The organism is Candidatus Saccharibacteria bacterium, assembly GCA_016700375.1.
Lineage (GTDB): Bacteria > Patescibacteriota > Saccharimonadia > Saccharimonadales > UBA4665 > JAGXIT01.
Genome location: CP065016.1, coordinates 830,909 through 850,015, shown reverse-complemented (window position 1 = coordinate 850,015; position 19,107 = coordinate 830,909). Strand labels below are relative to the sequence as shown.

Below are 19,107 nucleotides of genomic sequence, written 5' to 3'. Positions count from 1 at the left end.
CTATGCAGCGGGCTCAAGCAGTGACGGCAGCGGACTGGAGAGCGGGACGCATTATAGACGACGGCATCTTTACCAATGCAAATGATATGTCCGTAGCAGACATTCAGGCGTTTTTGAACAGTAGAGTTCCGGTTTGCGATACGAATGGAACATTACCGGCTAGTGAGTATGGACGGCCAGACTTGACACACGCGCAATATGCGGCTTCGCGCGGTTGGCCTGCGCCGCCATACATATGTCTTAAGGACTACTACGAAGTGCCTAAGACATCCCCCGGACCAGGGGTTCCTGCCAACAATTTTAGAGGTTCCATTCCCTCTGGCGCGATTAGCGCCGCACAAATGATTTACAATGCCTCACAGCAATATCAAATAAATCCGAAGGTACTTCTCGTTACTATTCAGAAGGAATCTATTGGGCCATTAACGACCGATACATGGCCATTGGAGCGACAGTACACGTATGCAATGGGTGCGTACTGCCCTGACAGCGGCCCAGGCGGTAGTGCAAACTGTGACCAAAATTATGCGGGATTCTCCATTCAAATTGCCCAATCAGCTGCCTTAATGCGCTGGTATCTCGATAGCATGACCCAGTCCTGGTGGCAATACAAAAAGCCATACCAAGTAAACAGTACTCTTTGGAATGTTGCCCCAACTGGTTGCGGCGCAGCCAATGTATATATCGAGAATAAAGCAACGGCAGCGCTCTACACATACACTCCCTACCAGCCCAACGCGGCAGCCCTTGCAAATATGTATGGAACTGGCGACGGCTGTAGCGCGTATGGCAACCGCAATTTCTGGCGTATGTACAGTGACTGGTTTGGTTCCACCATAACACCCAGTTACGCTGCAGCTAGCGTCTCTCAAGGAGCATCCCCCTGGCTGAAAAATGATGGCGAAAGCAGTCGCATGCAATATACATTTAAGAATATTGGCATAAGGGCCTGGTATGATGAAGTTTCTGCATGGAATGCCGGCCAACCACCCGTTAGACTTGCTACGGATTTGCCCTTGAATCGTTCAAGTGGGTTTGAAGACGACTGGCGTTTTGGTGCTACCCGCCCTGCAGATACATTTGCGGCCGTGTATGAATCTGATGGAACAACCCTTGCGACGAATCAGCATATTGTGCAGCCTGGGCAGATTGCACGCTTCGAATTTTCCTTAAAAGCAAAAACTTGGATCGGCTCTGGCCAGCGCTACGAGGGCTTTCGGCCAATCGTTGAAGGCTGGGGGCCAATGTGGAGCAGTGGTAATTATTATTCGGTCATACATGTTATACAGTCGGATTATTCATACGGATTCAAGGGGCAAAGTCCTTATCCGTCGATAATACAGTCCAATAGTTCACCTGCCTGGTTGCAGTACCAAAACACTGGTAACGTCGCCTGGTACGATGAGATTTCTGCTTGGAATGCCGGGAGACAACCAGTACGACTTGGTACTGATGGACCGATTAACCGAATAAGCACATTTAATGATGCCTGGCGGCTTGGTGCTACCCGCCCTGCAGATACATTTGCGGCCGTGTATGAATCTGATGGAACAACCCTTGCGACGAATCAGCATATTGTGCAGCCTGGGCAGATTGCAAAGTTCAGCTTCAACTTACGAGCACCAAGTACAAAAGCTCCTGGTTTTTACCCCGAGGCGTTTCGGCCCATAGTAGAAGGACGAGGTCCTATGAATGGACCGGGAACTTGGTTGGGGGTGACGATCATGCCAGCAAACTACTCGTATGAACATAAAGGGCAGTCTAGCTATCCAACGATTCCGCAGGGGGGATACAGTGGCGCCTGGTTGCAGTACCAAAACACTGGTAACGTCGCCTGGTACGATGAGATTTCTGCTTGGAATGCCGGGAGACAACCAGTACGACTTGGTACTGATGGACCGATTAACCGAATAAGCACATTTAATGATGCCTGGCGGCTTGGTGCTACCCGCCCTGCAGATACATTTGCGGCCGTGTATGAATCTGATGGAACAACCCTTGCGACGAATCAGCATATTGTGCAGCCTGGGCAGATTGCAAAGTTCAGCTTCAACTTACGAGCACCAAGTACAAAAGCTCCTGGTTTTTACCCCGAGGCGTTTCGGCCCATAGTAGAAGGACGAGGTCCTATGAATGGACCGGGAACTTGGTTGGGGGTGACGATCCCCTAGCGCGCTATTCGCTATTCTTTCTCGGTAAAAACCTCTACCGATGTGCCGTACTGCAGTGCGTCAACTCCGCCCGCTAACTTTTGTGATGCGTCTTGTACGGTGTAGGCGTCCCAACTGCCTTGACCGAACGCCGTATGGAACTACTTAAGCGCACCGTCTTTACCGTTAGCATACACATCTACTCCTGACGTACCCCAGATGATAGTAGGCGCATAGTCTACTTCGTAGTCTGTCCGGATATCGTACGTAACCCATGGGCTGGTTGGTGTCTTTTCTGCTTGCACCAAATGGTGTGCGGTGTTTGCCAGAAAGAGTTCTACGGTGGAGCCGCTTAGTACTGCATCGACCCCACCATCGAAATTCTTACTGGCAGGTAGAACGGTGTATACATCCCATGTACCCTGGCCGAAGTTTGTATGGTGCTGCACAAGCGCACCGTCTTTCGCTATGGTAAACACGTCTACACCCGTGGTCCCCCACAGCACTGCAGGTTTGCCTTTCAGTTGGTAGCCTGTGCTTATGTCTGTATATGTCCAGCTGCCCGATGGCGTTTTCTCAACCTGAATCAGTTTGTTGTTGCTGTCGGTTACGAAAAGTTCTACAGTACTACCCGTTGTAGCATTGTGCACGCCACCAGTAAAACCCATACTTGATGGCAGCACCGTATACACCGTCCAACCTGGCTGACCGCAATACTCAACCCGCGGTTACGGAGCCTGTGGCCTTTAGGATGACTCTTTCACGTCAATTACTTGGTCGACAAGTTTTAGGAAATCTTTGGCGAGCACATCGCCGGCGAATTTTTCGCGGGCAATGCGTAAAGATGCTTCGCCCATCTTTACACGTAGTTTGCTATCGGAGGCTAGCTTTATAAGGTAGTCTGCTAGCTGCTCACTGTTTTCATTCTCTATGAGGAATCCATTCATCTCATGCTGTACAACTTCTGGTATACCGCCCGCGCGCGTACCGACGACAGGCTTCCCTGCTGCCATGGCTTCTATGTATATCTGCCCGAAAGATTCATAACGCGAGGGCGCAACAAATATATCACAAGCTTTATAGGCATCAGCCAGATCCTCATCGCTTACTCTACCTACGAAGGCGACGCGTTTGAACCACGATTGATTAGAGTATTTTTTCCTGAATTCGGCGAAATATGACTTACCCTTCTCGTCTTTTCCGTCTTCATCTCCTACGAACTTGATGCGTGCGTTAGGTATTTCACTCAGCATTTTCGGCAGCGCAGCCAGTAAAACATCCGTTCCTTTCCGCCTTTCCGCCCTGCCTACGTACAGGATTTCCACCGGTGCGTCATACCTCTGGCGCGCTGCCCATACCTCCCAACCTTTTCTAGCCGTGATGAACTCGGGCCCGACACCTAGCGGCAATGTTACGGTAGGGGCACCGCGAGCCGCAAGTGTCCTCCAGTCAACGTTATAAAGCTCGCCAATTGTATGCTTAATATTATCAGATATGGCCATGATGCCGTCTGCCCGGACGACGCATTCACGCTCAAGCTCATACGTTATATCGTAACTAGGTTCGTCCACATTGAACCACTGCGTTTCGACCACCTTTTTCAGAGGAGACATAAGCGTCAGTATAGTCGGCGCAACTTTATGCACCATCAGGCCCAAACCCTCGGCATCCCATAAGGGTGCTAGTACGACGTCCACTTTTTCTCGGTCATGGATTTTTCGAACAGTGGCAAGCACGCTCCTAGCATGAGCGAGCTGATGGTCTACTCTTGGATAACCAGTTGTTCTGGTCAGATACTTATTGGGTTGGTGCCTATACAACCATGCCCCATCTATGAACTGAATCGTTCCTTTCTTATTCTCATTCAGTGCTCGTGATACTACAGATACGGTATGCCCAAGCCTGCTTAACTCTTTGGCAAGAACTCCAGTATACCTTGCTATGCCGTCTGTTTGGTGAGGCGGGAAACCTTGGCTGACCAACACAATATGTCTCACCGTTGCGGGTTTTTGTATCTTCTTATAGCGCAAGAAAGTATCCGGCTCATACATATAGCCCTGCATGAGCTTTCGTTTACCCGAAAAACCACGTCGATACCCACGCATAAAAGCCCGACACAATGCGAAATAGCGCGAGACCCCCTCACCGAAAGTAAAGTCACCGCTACGAAAAAGTTTGTATGGGAACGATAGCTTCTGACGCTCTGCCAGGAAAGGCTTGCTGAGCCTCTGATGCAAAGGCCTCTTGCCCGCTGTATTCAGCAGGCCGAAGTATATTGTGTTCTTCACTATAGCATCCCAGACTACCGTCTTCTTGCTATTCTTTCGCCGAAAACTTGGCGCCATCTTATGGTGGACGTATGCGTTCTCAAGCTGTGCCACCTTATATCCTGCTTGTATCAACCTAACGCAGACGTCGCTTTCATCGTGATAATATTCTATTTCTTCGTCAAAACCGCCCACCTCAATCAACGGCTCTCGTCTATATGATGCATTGGTACCGATATTTACATTAAACCAGTCTCCAGCAGGATCGTTGTATTCATATGGCTTGTCATCACGAGTAACCGGGTACCCCCAGACATCGATCGCCCCATAGCTGAACTGGAAACCGGAGCCATCCGCATTGAACACGCGGCCACCTGCAGCCGCGACTTTCGGATCTTCATACGCTTTCACTAAATCTGCAAGCCAGTTCGCCTCAGGAACTGCATCATCATCTATGAATGCGATGATATCGCCCGATGCGTGTTTGATGCCTATATTGCGTGAGATTGAAAGATTGAATGGGGCAGTATAGTATTTTACCTCGAAATCTTTTACTACATCTTCGGTATTGTCTATGGAAGGGCCATTTACTACTATTACTTCAAAGTTGTCGTATGACTGCCGCTGCAAGCCTCGTAGTGTATCACCAATGTAAGCTCCCCTATTGCACGTATTGAGAACAACCGAAATTCGGGGCGAATCTTTCTGCTGGGAATTTTTCATTTAACGACTAGGACTTCCATTTCAAAACATTCGCCATTACGGCGCGAGTCAGCAACAATCTTGAATTCCGCCTCCGGAAGAACGGTATGTATAAGTTCTTCCATGGACTTGATAGAGAAGTGGTTGAAATGATAATCACTCGCATAATCTTGGCCACCAAGCGCGACCGAACGAAATTCCTGCCAGGCTACTTCACCGATGGCATAACGTTTCGCCATGTCTTCTATGTTGGGCGTTATTATCCGCAGTCTTCCGCCTTTCCTCAGTAGACCGAACCAGTACACCAGGATTTTCTTCAAATCATTTTGAACAAAGTGTTCGACGACATGAGAAGAAAAGATTTCATCTAAAGATTCCTCCTCAAAAGGCATATCCAAGACATCCGCGACTACGTCTATGCCGTCGAGGGCGCGATGATCAAGATTAATGTAATCCTGCCTTATGTCCATGCCTGCTCCGACATTGACTTTCTTGAGTTCTTTGACACGTTTTTGGTTGATTATCTCCGCCTTAAAGGGTTTCTTGTCTTCTGCCGCTGCAGCGGAGCCACCTTTACGGAGTTCTACCAGCTCATAGTTTATTTCTTTCTTGAACCTGTCAATGAGTATATGGGTCTCTTGTATTTTTTCGTCAAGCTTGATATTGATCGCGTTATTTATACTGGCCTCAAGCTCCTCTACGCTAAGCTTGTTTAGCTTTTCAGCGATATCCGTCAGTTCATATACGACATAGCTGTCTACCTGTGTTTTTTGTTCTAAATAGCCCTGAAATATCTTCCGGTATAATTTTACTCCGGTGCTAAATGGCTTTTTAGCCAGTCGCACGAGAGGATTTCGGGACGCAATATAAAATGTGCCGACAAGTTCACCATATGGCTTGACCTTATCGGAACGATGCACTGCTTCTCGAGGTTCAAGGCTGTGTATCGCTTTATTCATCATACTTTCAATTTCCGTTTTTTCCAGCTTATGACTCATTCACGTCCTTTCTAGATATCTTGGCTTGCAAATTACGCGACGGATCAACAAGCGCGGATGTATCTACCCCTCTTTGAACTGTGAAAGTGACCGCTTCATCAATCCAATCATAGGCTTCTCCGGCTAAGTCGTGCGCAGCTATAGTAAGGGTATACATACCCGATTTAAAAATATTCGGTAACCGCCAGTCGAAGGTCACCGTATCCCCGACCGAAAGTTCAGTGATGTCTTGTCCATCAAGTTTTGAGTTGGTTCCCATGAGTATCTGTCCGGTAGCATTTCGTATCTGAATTCCAAGTATCGGATTCTCGACAGCCTTTTGGGCTACGATCTTAGCGTGAACTAAAAGCTGCTCGCCCGTATAGACCTTCGCTTTTTTTCCATCCGCTTCAAATAGTTCCACCGCTTCTATAGTAACCGCTTTATTCCCCCATCGCTTATCTTTTTTCGTTTGCGTATTACTGCCCAGCTCTTCGAAATTTAACCTTCTATAAAGATTCGCGATTGCTTTGCTATTACCTAGAGACAAGACTTTTCCCTTATCTATGAGGATAGCCCTGTCGCAAAACTCCTCGACAGCAGACATGTCATGAGTTACCAGCACCACGGTCTTACCAGTTTTCTTCATATCACGAAAGATATTCAGACATTTTTGCTGAAAATTAACGTCACCAACAGCCAGCACCTCATCAATGAGCAGTACGTTATTGTGAGCTTGGATCGATATTGAGAACGCGAGTCGGACCAGCATGCCTGATGAATAATTGCGAAGCTTCTGATCCATGTACCTTTCCAGCTCCGCAAACCGTACGATTTCATCATATTTCGCTTCGATTTCCTTCCTGCTTAGTCCAAGGATTGCAGCGTTCAAGAATACATTATCCCGACCCGTGAGCTCCGGGTTGAACCCGATCCCCAGCTCAATGAAAGGGGTGAGCTTACCATGTACTCTCACAGTCCCGGAGGTGGGTTCATATATACCGGCAAGCAGCTTTAAGAGGGTACTTTTACCACTGCCGTTGCGTCCTAAAATCCCAAAGAATTCACCCTTCTTAACTGAGAAAGATACTCCGTCCAATACGATCTGGTTTTCGAAGCTACTGCGGCGAAAACTGAGTATAGACTGTTTTATTGACTTTTTATTGTCGTGCGGAAGTTTGAATATTTTTATTAGTTTTTTTACTTCAATAGCATCAGGTTGTTCATCTTTGGTCATAAGTCTTCAGCTATCTTTCCGATGTTTCTCTTAAAATACAGGTATGCAAATACCCCCAGCAGAACGGGCGCAATAATACATAGCGACGCTTTCGCCTTACCGAGTATTTCCCAACTCGTCAGCGTATGATTCGTCACGAGAACATCACGCATATCCTGGATGATTTGCGCGATAGGGTTCAGCGATATGAGGGCGTGATATTTTTGCGGAATCTTCGATATGGGGTAAATTATCGGGGTAGCATAGAATGCAACCTGCAGCAGGAGCTCCCATATATACTTTATATCCCTGAATCGGACATATAGTATCGACAGAATAAAACCGAAAGCAAGGCTTATACCGACAAGTTCAAGTATCAGAAGCGGCACCAGCACAATAGCCCAAGGGCTCGGGTCGATTCCTGCAAAAGAGATAATAACGCCTACCACCACAAGATTGATGAGGAGGTTGATCGCTGATGATAGTACGGCTACAAGTATTACGGTATAACGCGGAACCATAACTTTCCTGATCAAGTCTGCCCTGTCCACGAGTGAACTTAGAGCATTTCCAGTTGCCTCGGCAAAAAAGTTCCATAACATAACCCCAAGCAGCAAGTACGAGCCAAAGTGAGGAATATTGTCGCCTACCTTAAAGAATTTTGCAAAAACGATGTAGAGTATTACGAAAAGACTAAGAGGTCTTACCAACGACCATAGGTAACCAAGTGCAGACCCCTGATATCTTATCTTGAAGTCAGTGATTAACATCGCACCCAAAAGTGCCCTAGACCGTTTCTTAAATATACCCAACATTAGGCACTATTATAGCACTGTCGATGTCGGTAAGTATGTCAACGCGTTGTAATCTTTTGATCTGTATGTGTTTCTTAGAAATATTGTATATGTCATACTAAATCAATATTCAACATAATCAATGGATACAGATATGAAGATAGGCATTGATCTGCGCCCCATGCAGGGTGAGACCCGTTTCCGAGGGATAGGCAAAACTGAGGAGTTCTTTATGAGCGCACTGAGCCGCCTGCCGGAAAGGTCATTGCACCATTTTACCTTTTACGTGGATGCGGATATACCTCAGCCAGAAATCACCACCCTATTCCCTGACTCAATTGTACGGACCATAAAAAGCCCTAAACTGGGCCGCAAACGGTACTTTCGTTCTTTTCTGCCCTCCTTCAGCGTAGCTCAACCAAGCCCTGATGATATAGATGTATTTTTACAGTTCGATGCGGCTCTGGGCGTCCCCCGAAGCGTGTTGACTGTGGTCATATTCTACGACCTTATCCCGCTTTTGTTCCGCGATATAGAAAAAAAATCCTCGAAAAATATTCGGCCTTTCAGGCGCTTGAAAGATGGTTTGGCGCGACATATGTATTGGCAAAAGTATCTCCGATTCATACACTCATTCCAAAAAGCTGACCACTTACTTGCTATATCAGAAAGTTCAAAAAAGGACCTGCTGCGTTACTTGCCGTCCATCTCAGCCTCACGAGTTACGGTCGTTCCGCTTGGAGTTGATCACTCTTTCTTTGTCTCAAGCGGCAAACCATCAGATAGAGTGCGCGAGTTAGCTTTAAAACCGTACATTTTATACGTAGGGGGCATAGATACCCGCAAGAATGTGGCTGAACTTGTGAAAGTACTTTACGCATTGAAACCTGCACACCCGGAGCTTCGCCTTATTGTAGTCGGCAAGGAATTCTCGCTCGAGGATCAGCTGGCAGATCGAGGTTGGTACGCGGAATTACACAACAATGAGGCATATGCTAAAGACGTCCTGAGCACCGGTTTTGTGACACACAATGACTTACTATATCTATATAGACGGGCCCAGTGCTTCGTCTTCCCAAGCCTCTATGAAGGCTTCGGCTTACCCATACTGGAGGCGATGGCGGCTGGTTGTCCAGTGGTCGCGTACGACACCTCGTCCATCCCAGAAGTAGCAGGAGATGCGTGTATCTTGGTCGAGCAGGATAACAACCTGTCCGCCGCGGCGGAAAGAGTACTAAACAATAATACCTTACGGCAAGATCTCATTCAGAGGGGCAAGGAACATGCCGCCCGTTTCACCTGGGACAAAACGGCCAAGATGATACTGGAGAAGGTAGTCGAGCATGGCAATAAAGCCTAGCAAAAGATCAATCGTGTATTTCGATGCCCAGGTACTTCTGGGCGAGAAGACCGGAGTAGGGTATTTTTGCCATACACTGATCGCACAGCTAGCGGCCGTCATGCCAGAGACTAGATTCGTCGGGCATGCGTACGACTTTATGCTTAGGTCAAAAGCAGACTTGCCGAAAGCGTCAAACATATCGTATGTACGTAACCCTTTCCTACCCATCCAGTTTGTGAATCTGCTCCGGCGATTCCGGGTCGAAATACCGCTGGAGCTACGGATATTTAGGCGGGCTGCTATGGCACTACACCTGAACTACCTCAGTGTGCCATCACTCTTTCGGACTCCTGCGATTGGCTTCATATATGACATGTGTTTTGTCGACCACCCAGAGTTCGTCTCGAAAAAGAACCGGCAGGACCTTACACGTTTCGTCCCAGATACTCTGCGGCGATGTAGCCATATCGTGACCATATCGAATTTCACGGCGGAGCGGTTACGGAACAATTACCCGACATATAGCAATGATATGATCATTCTCCCAATCCCGCCCGCGCCGGCCGCCGACATCACTGCGACGCTTTCCGACCGGCTCATAGATCTTGGCGTACGTTCCAAGAAATACGTGTTGTACATCGGTACGCTGGAACCGAGGAAGAACATTGTCGGACTCGTACGGGCTTATAAGTGCCTTTCTGAAAAGATACGTGCTGAATATTCACTAGTCCTGGCTGGCGGCAAGGGGTGGAACGATGAAGATACTCAGGCAACGATACAAGAAGCCGAAGACGCCGGCCTACAAGTGATACGAACCGGCTATGTCAGTCAGTTTGAAAAAATTGCGCTCTATCGGCATGCCGCGTGCTTCGTGCTCCCTTCACATTACGAGGGCTTCGGTATGCCGATTTTTGAGGCTATGCAGCAAAATATTCCTGTTGCAGTTACTGACATTCCTGTTTTCCATGAGGTCGCTGGAGACGCAGCAATCTATTTCAAGCAGACCGACCCAACAGATATAACAAAGATCCTTACCAAACTTCTCGCCGATGACGCACTTCGCCAAACACTGATCCAAAAAGGCCAGGAACGGCTTACCGGCTTTAGCTGGAGTGCAAATATACGCACAATGCAGAGCCTACTTGACTCTATGTTGCGAACTCGGTAATTGTCCCCGGGGTTTGCATCTGTCATACTGGTCTTATGAGTAAGGTGTTAGTAACAGGTGCAAATGGATTCGTAGGCAACCACCTTGTAAAGGAGCTGGCAGATGCTGGCTATGAAGTTGTAGGGGTCGGTGGCCCGAAACTACCCGGTATGAAAGACCCCCTGGGCCTTACCGATTACATCGTTGCGGACCTAAACAATCCCGAAGAAGTTGCAAAGATTAATTTTCAAGGGGTAACCGGTGTTATTCATCTCGCTGGGCTTGCTGCAGTCGGACCATCTTTTGAACAGCCGCTTCAGTATGTGGCTGTTAACATAGGGATGGAAGTAAACCTATTTGAAGAAGCCACCCGTCAAAACGTAAAACCAAAGTTTATCATCATTAGTAGCGGCGCGTTGTATGACCCAAATGCAGAAATGCCTATTTATGAAGACTCGACAGTGCTTGCCAATTCCCCCTATGCTGTCAGCAAAATTGGTCAAGAAGAAATGGGCAAATACTACAAAACGCGTGGCTTTGAAGTAGTTATTGCCCGGCCATTTAACCACATAGGGCCGGGTCAAAACCTCGGATTTATCGTTCCAGACCTAGCAAAACAGGTGATTGACATTGAACGCGGCGGCGCAGACAAAATTCTTGTGGGTAACTTGGAGGCAAAGCGTGATTATACAGACGTACGGGATATTGCTCGGGCGTACAGATTACTGCTCGAGAAGGGTCGCTCCGGGGAAACATATAACATATGCTCCGGCACAAGTCGCAGCGGACAGGAAATGCTAGACCTCATCGTCTCAAAATCAAGCACAGCCGTAACAGTCGAACAAGACCCCGCCCGTATGCGGCCGTCCGACACGCCCGACATATATGGCAGTCACGAAAAGCTTACTACCGATACCGGCTGGCAGCCAGAAATACCACTCGAAACGACCATCGCTGATGTCATCGCCGACTGGCGCAACAGGGATAGCAGTTAGCCGTAATCTGGTTCTTTTTACCCGGTCGTGCTATGCTCATGACAGCATTTGGCAGGTGGGAGAATGAGGGCAAACAGTAGATGAAAATGGAGTCAGTCTCCCAGCTTTGGTTTAAAAGAAGCGCCACACAGTCCGACGAAAAAACATCAACAAATACGAAAAAAATTACCGCACTGGATAGCGTCAGAGGTATCGCGGCGTTCAGCGTCATTTTATGGCATTTCGCCAGTATATTTTTTCCTGCTGCAATCGGAGCAGGATCCGCATACGCACACAGTTCTTACGACTTCTGGTTTTATCACTCACCACTGGCCTCATTATTTTCCGGCAGCTTAGCTGTTTCGCTTTTCTTTATCCTTAGCGGATTCGTTCTCAGCCTTCGTTTTTTTGAGAATAAACAGTCTTCGTTATTCACAGCTTCTTTCAAGCGCTATTTTCGTCTTATGCCCGTTGCATTCTTCTCGATTATTATGAGCTACGCGATTTTGTCGCTCGGATATTACACGAACTCCACAGACAGCGCCATACTACACTCACCCTGGACGGGAAATACGTACTTTTCTTTTTCGCCAAGTTTTATCGGAGCTATTTGGCAAGGACTCATTGGCGCGTTCACATTACAGGCAGAGGCAAGTTCTACGTATAATCCCGTGCTTTGGACTATCTACTATGAGCTACTTGGGTCTTTCATCATATTTGGGCTCGCTTCAATGTGCAGGGGAATGCGAAGGCGATGGCTATTGTACAGCATCGCCATAGCAGCTTTTATCCATACGTACTTCGTTGGTTTTATTGCTGGAATGATCCTTGCCGATATATTTGCCACTTTTCCGGCAATATTCAGAAAAATTGCGATGCTGCCTTGGCCGTATAAAATATGTTCTCTTCTGTTGGCTTTTGCTATCGGTTCATACCCTTCAATTGTAGGGCTTGAGGGATCAAATTTGGGAAAATATTGGCAAATGCTCACCCTGAGTAACGGCGACCTTCTGCTATCCCGCACCATACTTCAGCTCATCGCTGGCGTGATTATCATTATTCTTGTGTTGAGCTGGGATAGACTACGGCGACTGCTCGAAAACCCTGTTGCTTCGTGGCTCGGCAATATATCTTACACCGTTTACGCAGTTCACCTCATTTTACTTTATAGCCTAACGACGACTGTTTTCGTCTATTTCCGAAATCACCTTGAGTACATGCCTTCAGCATTTCTCTCGTTACTCACAACCCTTCCCGTTATTCTTTTCGTTGCACATTTTATGCACATTTACATCGAGCGTCCCTCGATAGCACTTGCAAACCGTATTGGTGAATGGGCCAAGAAGTGATTACTGCGCACCATTATACTATTGCTTTTCACTTCCTGAAGTACTGTTCAATACAACCATCAGCGACATCATCGCCGACTGGCGGAGCCGCGAATAGATTATCGAGGATATAGTCCTTGAAATTAGCATGTTTTTATTGATTTTTTAGCAAAAATGTGTATAATTAATACTCAATGACGCCTACACAATCAATAGCAGAAACGGGCCGTCGCGACCCAGTGTTCCACGGAGGCGGTTTTGAGGTCAGCTACTTTACGAGTTATGCCTAAGGGTTGCAGATAGTCGCAGAAGGTATCGGAAAGACTGCGCTCGCGTCGGCCGCCATCAGCCTAGACACCGAGCAAAAAACGGCAATTCGTGATACCGCGTTGATGAATACACCTAGGCCTGAAGGTCGTGGGTAACCATTAGTCGCACAAGACCCGGGAAATCAACAGCGCGCTTCCAGCCTAGAACTGTTTCGGCTTTTGCTGGGTTACCGAGTAAAATATCTACCTCGGCCGGCCGGTAAAATTCTGGGTTTACCCTTACCCGGACAACACCATTCTGGTCAACGCCTTCGGTTTTTTCTGCCTCACCTCGCCACGTAATATCTATGCCCACTTCTGCAAAGGCGAGCTCGCAAAACTCACGAATGGTGTGGGTTTCTCCGGTAGCAAGCACGTAGTCATCTGGTGCATCCTGCTGCAGCATGCGCCACATACCTTCTACGTAATCACCAGCGTAGCCCCAGTCACGCTTGCTATCTAGATTCCCCAGTTCAATGAACTCTTGGCCGCCAGTCTTTATGCGGGCAACTGCCTGGCTAATCTTGCGCGTCACAAACTCTGGGCCGCGGCGGTCGCCTTCGTGATTAAACAAGATGCCGCAGCTCGCGTGCATGCCGTAACTTTCACGGTAGTTTTTGGTTATCCAGTGACCATACAGCTTCGCAACACCATAGGGGCTTCGTGGGTGAAAAGCAGAGTCTTCATCGTAGCCCTTCCCAGGACGGTTGTAGTCGAGACCGCCAAACATTTCAGAGGTCGATGCTTGGTAAAAACGGGTGGTTTTTTCTAGGCCACTCAGGCGGATTGCCTCAAGCATGTTTAGAACCCCCTTACCGGTGACATCACATGTCAGAATTGGATCGCGGAATGAATAGCCCACGTGACTGATGGCCGCTAGGTTGTACACTTCGTCCGGGCGAATCGTCTGCACGGCACGTGTCAGCGCAGAAAGATCAAGGAGGTCTGCCATAACAAGTTCGGCGTAGGGCATCTCCTCTTTCAGCGCTTTGTACCGCGGGTGGCTTGCTTCCATTTGGCCTCGAACAACGCCGTATACTTCATAGCCTTTTTCGTGCAGCAATTTTGCAAGATGCCCGCCGTCTTGTCCTGCTATGCCAGTAATGAGCGCTTTTTTCGCCATGATTTCATCAAACTCCTCTTTATTACTACCCCTAAAGTATACCACCCCCCATGCAGCTGTGGTAGCAAGCATAGGAGATAGTCTATACTTGGCATATGAAAATAGTAATAGATGCCCGTGAGTTACGAACAACAACGGGGCGATATATAGAAAGGCTGCTTCATTACCTACAGGAAGTTGATACTGTCAATACATATAGCGTGCTCATTAAGCCGGAAGATGCACCGGGCTGGACCCCAAGCAACTCTCGGTTTACAAAAATTGTGTGCCCGCACAAAGAATTCACACTTGCCGAGCAAGTCGGGTTGCTTCATCAAATTGCCCAACTACACCCCGATGTTGTTCATTTTCCCATGGTTCAGCAGCCAGCCTTCTACCGTGGCACCGTTGTTACCACCATGAATGACCTCACGACCACCCGGTTCCGCAACCCCGCCAAAAATGCGTTGGTGTTTTGGCTCAAGCAACGCGTCTACGTATGGCTCAATAAGCGCGTGGCAAAAAAATCCGCTGCCCTTATTTCTTACAGCGAGTTTGTGCGTGATGATGTGGCAGCTTTTGCCCATGTTTCGCCAAACAAATTTACCATTATTCCACTCGCCGCCGACGCAATTCGTGAAAATGCAGAGCCGCTGGCCGCTCTAAAAAACAAACGATACATAATGTACACGGGCAAGCCCATGCCACACAAAAATTTGGGGCGATTAATTGATGCGTTTGTGGTGCTGCAAAAAACATACCCTGAGCTTATGCTAGTTCTCGCGGGTAAGAAAGATGCGAACTATGCGCGACACGAAGAGCGAGTGCTGCGTGAGGGCATACAAAACGTGATATTTACCGGTTTTGTGAGCGAGGGACAGCTTCGCTGGCTGTATGAAAACTGTGCTGCGTATGTCTTTCCGAGCTTGAGCGAGGGATTTGGGTTACCAGGACTGGAGGCAATGGTTCACGGTGCGCCCGTGGTTAGCAGTAACGCAACGTGTTTGCCGGAAGTGTACGGCGAGGCGGCACACTATTTTGACCCCCTAGATACTAGCGACATGGCCGCCAAGATTGGCGAGGTGCTGTACGACGAAGCGCTTCGAAGCAATTTGATTAAAAAGGGCAGAGAACAAGCGGCAACATACTCCTGGCGCCGCACCGCGGAACAAACCCTAGAAGTCTACGAAAAGGCACTCGGGAATTAGTAGTATTCTTTCAGCGCGGAGCCCGTGCAATCGTAACTTACAACTAGTACGTTTTTATCGTAGTTCGTATCTGTGCCGTCTGTGGACTTATTGCCATAGCTTAAGCCGCATGTCAGTGTTTTATACGAATAGACAAAAACCCCAGATTGCTCATTGCGATTGAGGAGATTCTTGGTATTGTCATACATAAACTCCCATGGGATTTGTTCTCTGGAGGAATTAATCTTCGAAATTAATGCGTTTTGCTGTTCTTGCGTACCAACAAATGTGACTATGCCCATAACAACACAGCCTAGGCTGCCCTTGGAAAATTTTTCCGAACTATAGGTACAATATTTGCGCATCTCTTTGCTAGTGGGGGCAAACTTTGATACATCGTCTATTAGTGCTTCAATCTGCCCTTCTGCTGACTTATATGTTGTTCTTTCTCTGTATACTTGCACTTGTTTTACCCCAATAAGTGCACCAATAATAATCACCAATATCAAAAGAGTACTACGTGCAGGTCCGAGGTTTTTTTGCCATTTTTGGAATTGTTTTGCGTATGAGGTTTTACGTTTTCGATTCTTCATATAGCTATTGTACAACAGCTAGCCGCGTCTACTGCGAAACACCGTCAATACAAATAGTGTTACGAAAGCAGTCGTAGCCAGAGCAATCAACGTTATGGTATTTTCGCCTCTGGTTGCTTGTCTGTTTGGCTTTTCGGGCATGTCCGTTTTTTTGCCGAGCACGTTTGTAGCTGCCGTAGCTGCGACGTCCGTACCGTTTTGCAAGTCAATGCCGGGGGGCGTTAGAACATAGCCGAAATATGGCGGTAGGCTTGGGTTTGGCTGTGTCGAAGTGGGGTTATTCGTGTTTGTAAGGCTATTCGACGAACCTGTCGGCCGAGTAGCTGTGGTCTTTGGTTGTGACGAATCGTTCTCGTTAGCATTGTATTCGGGTGGGATATAGGGCACAACGATACTTTGTGAACCACCAGGTGTACCGGTATTTTCGTCGGGATCAAACGCGATTGGACTTCTCGAGGGAAGCTCGGGCACTGAATCGTTTATGGATATGTCTCGCAGCTCGCTATCACAGGCATCGTCCGCACCATCGTTGTCCTGGTCAATCCCGAGTGAGCCTACCAGAACGCACGCTTCTTGCTCGTTTGGTGTTCCATCTCCGTCAAAGTCATCTGTCTCTTCCGCCACATATACCACTTCACGTAAGTCAATAGGGTCCCCGTTAGGCGTCACGCCATATATATCGAAAGTATGTAGCCCAACGGGGATATAATCTGGAATAGTGAATACAAAACCTTTTGTTTCATCGTAGATACCCTCAAATAGTGTCACGGGGTTAGAACGCAGAACACCTTTAATTGAGGTGCCCTGTTTAATCGTTCCCTTTGGCGCGTTCGTTTTGTACGGACTGTTTTTGAGCAATACGCTTATATCGCCTGCGTCTGACCACTTTATTGCTTCTCTGTGGCGCTGTTGTTCTGGAGCGTGTTCAACATCTTTCAGGAGCGAGCTTGTATAGTCTAGGCTTGGTTTGTTGTTAGCTTTCGGCGCAGGCATTGGGGCCGTTAGGTTAGTCGTGCTCGAGATGACTCGTTGCGCGAGCAGCCTATGACCTAAGGCTGTGGGATGGTAGCTTTCATTCCCAATGCCTATGGTCTTTGAATATGTTTTGCCACCTGCATGCGCCTGCACCTTAACACCCTTGTCATCTCCCGTCGTCAGGCCGTTCACTCCAGCATTGTTTTTTGGAGCCTCACAGAGTCTATAGCCGTTTAGTGCACTCTCGGTATCGACATAGTACACCCCTGCTTCGGCAGCAGCTCGCTTGATAACACTATTGAGGTAGGTGATTAAGCGCGCTCCAAATTGCACTTCGGCGGCGTTGAAGTGAACATTTGCTCCACAAGCGCCGCCCTCTTTCAGTATTTGGGGATAGCCCACTACATACACCCGCGCTCCGCCACTTTCAGCGAGTACACTTTTGTAGGTTTTCACAAGTCGCTCATACTGACCGAGTATTTGTTCCATGAGTTGTACGCGGTCTTCGTAGTAGTGGTAGCACGTGCCGGCCACTTCCCCCGCAACGCAGGTGGCGAGTATTTTTGCAAATGCAACATCGTTGCCACCGACCGAAAGCAAGATGGTGCGAGGTTTGTATTCGCGAGCAAATACTACTTGCTGAGCATAGCCTGGAGAAAAACTCTTGATAGTGTTTACTTGGTTACGCTCTTCCCACCTTTTTTTATTGATTACTTGCCCCAAGTAGTCGTCCTCTCTCGTAACCTTCTTCTCTGGGTCTGTTTCTGGGTCCCCGGCGGCCATCGATACGTCAAACATCGTTGCGCCGGAGCAGGCGACGGAGTGGCCGTATTGGAAGGCTTGGGCGCCCGCACGGTACGGGTAGGAGAACCACGAAAGGTGGCATTTGTTCTGTTTCGTATCTGTACCAGCAGAGTAGGTACCTGCGGCACCTTCACCAGAAATGTATGAGTCGCCCATGCCAAGCACGCTGACGTACTCGCGACTGGTGGTGGTTGGCACACGGAGACTATAGCGCGCAACTTTGTATGCGCTCGGACCGGTGCGGTCGTAAATAGTGTCAAACGTCAGCGTATCGATGCCAGTAAAGCGAACCCGGCGCGGATATTCAGCCGTTGGCAGCACGTCTCGTATGCCCCGTGTGTTCCCCGTGCGGTATTCACCGGTCCAGTAGTCTTTGTACTCACAGCCGTTGTGTTTCGTTGGTTCAAGGAAGTTTGGGTACTGGTCTCGGCAGGCTTGCGTATCATACACCCGCAGTGATGGTCTCGAGCTGCTTCCATTTGGAACCGAAAAGGTTATTGCCACAAATCGACCATCATCGCTGACGGCCAAATTATTCGTGTTCTTATACCCAAAACCATACGTGTACGAAGCCGCATCCCACGCAATCAGCTTCCCTTGAAGCGCTGTAAGGTCGTAGCGAAATATACCTTTGCCCCTCACAACCCCCACCAACCAATCACCGTTGCTTGAATAGGCAACACCCGATGCATTGAAGCTCAGCGCGCCCGAGTCACCTGGTATTTTAATAGTTGTGCTTGGCTGTCCTCTGTACTCGTACACTTTTTTACCCCCGTAGTATTCGGCAAATTTTAGTTGGGCTGGGTCATAGGCGCCAAGACGGATTGCGTTAACTCCGTTCGATATGGTTGAGGTCACGATTGTGTTGGGTCGGTTTGGAATACTGGGCAAAATAAAACCGCCGTAAAACTGGTCGTACGGGTAGGTGCCCTTTGGCCCATCGAGCAGCATACCACCAGCAATGGTGCCTATGGGCGTTTTATATGCACAGGAATCTATCGTGCTTGACCCGTTCGGAAGCTGCGTCGGCGTGCAGTCGTGGTTTAGACTTGGCGGTTCTAGATTTTCTGGGAGCTCAGCGACCTTTTCAATTATTGGCTCGGCCGCGCTAAGCCACGCTGTACGCGGTGATGCAGCCCACACCACTCCCCCGCCCATTACTAGCGCGACGAGACATAAAGTTGTTGACCAGAGTTTATTCGTTCGTCCCATAGGAAACTCGCTTTATTGCGATTATATCC

14 protein-coding genes are annotated in these 19,107 nt (G+C 48.3%); 6 read left to right on the top strand and 8 right to left on the bottom strand.

What is annotated here, in order from left to right; genetic code table 11:
• Positions 1–2 precede the first annotated feature (2 nt).
• Positions 3–2,171 carry a hypothetical protein gene (locus IPP75_04430; protein QQS69138.1) on the top strand — a complete coding sequence of 723 codons (2,169 nt, stop codon included), beginning with the start codon at positions 3–5 and terminating at the stop codon, positions 2,169–2,171.
• A 140-nt stretch (positions 2,172–2,311) separates the two neighbouring features.
• Here IPP75_04430 and IPP75_04425 read toward each other — a convergent pair whose 3' ends face one another.
• The 5 genes from IPP75_04425 to IPP75_04405 form a co-directional block, all read right to left on the bottom strand.
• Positions 2,312–2,818 (bottom strand): hypothetical protein, encoded by a 507-nt coding sequence (locus tag IPP75_04425; GenBank protein ID QQS69137.1) that lies wholly within the window; start codon positions 2,816–2,818, stop codon positions 2,312–2,314.
• 78 nt (positions 2,819–2,896) lie between these two features.
• The gene (locus IPP75_04420) at positions 2,897–5,140 is read right to left on the bottom strand and encodes a glycosyltransferase (GenBank protein ID QQS69136.1); all 2,244 of its coding nucleotides are present in this window, start codon (positions 5,138–5,140) and stop codon (positions 2,897–2,899) included.
• Positions 5,137–6,081, bottom strand: coding sequence for a methyltransferase domain-containing protein (locus IPP75_04415; GenBank protein ID QQS69135.1), 945 nt, complete (start codon positions 6,079–6,081; stop codon positions 5,137–5,139). The genes IPP75_04420 and IPP75_04415 overlap by 4 nt, the downstream gene beginning before the upstream one ends.
• A gap of 25 nt (positions 6,082–6,106) precedes the next feature.
• Positions 6,107–7,333: an ABC transporter ATP-binding protein gene (locus tag IPP75_04410; GenBank protein ID QQS69134.1), complete on the bottom strand. Its 1,227-nt coding sequence runs from the start codon at positions 7,331–7,333 to the stop codon at positions 6,107–6,109.
• Positions 7,330–8,127, bottom strand: a complete 798-nt coding sequence (locus tag IPP75_04405) for an ABC transporter permease (GenBank protein ID QQS69133.1) — start codon at positions 8,125–8,127, stop codon at positions 7,330–7,332. Before IPP75_04405 ends, IPP75_04410 begins: the two co-directional genes overlap by 4 nt.
• A 133-nt stretch (positions 8,128–8,260) precedes the next feature.
• Between IPP75_04405 and IPP75_04400 the strand changes: the two genes are divergently transcribed.
• The 4 genes from IPP75_04400 (at position 8,261) to IPP75_04385 (ending at position 12,918) form a co-directional block, all read left to right on the top strand.
• Positions 8,261–9,466 (top strand): glycosyltransferase family 4 protein, encoded by a 1,206-nt coding sequence (locus tag IPP75_04400; protein QQS69132.1) that lies wholly within the window; start codon positions 8,261–8,263, stop codon positions 9,464–9,466.
• Entirely contained in the window at positions 9,450–10,616 is a 1,167-nt protein-coding gene (locus IPP75_04395; GenBank protein ID QQS69131.1) for a glycosyltransferase family 4 protein, read from the top strand. The genes IPP75_04400 and IPP75_04395 overlap by 17 nt, the downstream gene beginning before the upstream one ends.
• A gap of 35 nt (positions 10,617–10,651) precedes the next feature.
• A complete protein-coding gene (locus IPP75_04390; GenBank protein ID QQS69130.1) occupies positions 10,652–11,590 on the top strand; it encodes a GDP-mannose 4,6-dehydratase in 939 nt (312 codons plus the stop codon).
• An 86-nt stretch (positions 11,591–11,676) separates the two neighbouring features.
• The gene (locus IPP75_04385) at positions 11,677–12,918 is read left to right on the top strand and encodes an acyltransferase (protein ID QQS69129.1); all 1,242 of its coding nucleotides are present in this window, start codon (positions 11,677–11,679) and stop codon (positions 12,916–12,918) included.
• A 381-nt stretch (positions 12,919–13,299) separates the two neighbouring features.
• On the opposite strand, the gene gmd is transcribed toward IPP75_04385, so the two are convergent.
• Positions 13,300–14,328, bottom strand: a complete 1,029-nt coding sequence (gene gmd / locus IPP75_04380; protein QQS70161.1) for a GDP-mannose 4,6-dehydratase — start codon at positions 14,326–14,328, stop codon at positions 13,300–13,302.
• Positions 14,329–14,423: 95 nt separating this feature from the next.
• Here gmd and IPP75_04375 point away from each other — a divergent pair, with 95 nt between their 5' ends.
• On the top strand, positions 14,424–15,515 hold the full coding sequence (locus IPP75_04375) for a glycosyltransferase family 4 protein (protein ID QQS69128.1): 1,092 nt from the start codon (positions 14,424–14,426) through the stop codon (positions 15,513–15,515).
• Here IPP75_04375 and IPP75_04370 read toward each other — a convergent pair.
• Positions 15,512–16,087 (bottom strand): hypothetical protein, encoded by a 576-nt coding sequence (locus IPP75_04370; GenBank protein ID QQS69127.1) that lies wholly within the window; start codon positions 16,085–16,087, stop codon positions 15,512–15,514. The genes IPP75_04375 and IPP75_04370 overlap by 4 nt on opposite strands.
• An 18-nt stretch (positions 16,088–16,105) precedes the next feature.
• Positions 16,106–19,078 (bottom strand): SGNH/GDSL hydrolase family protein, encoded by a 2,973-nt coding sequence (locus tag IPP75_04365; GenBank protein QQS69126.1) that lies wholly within the window; start codon positions 19,076–19,078, stop codon positions 16,106–16,108.
• Between the last annotated feature and the right edge of the window lie 29 nt (positions 19,079–19,107).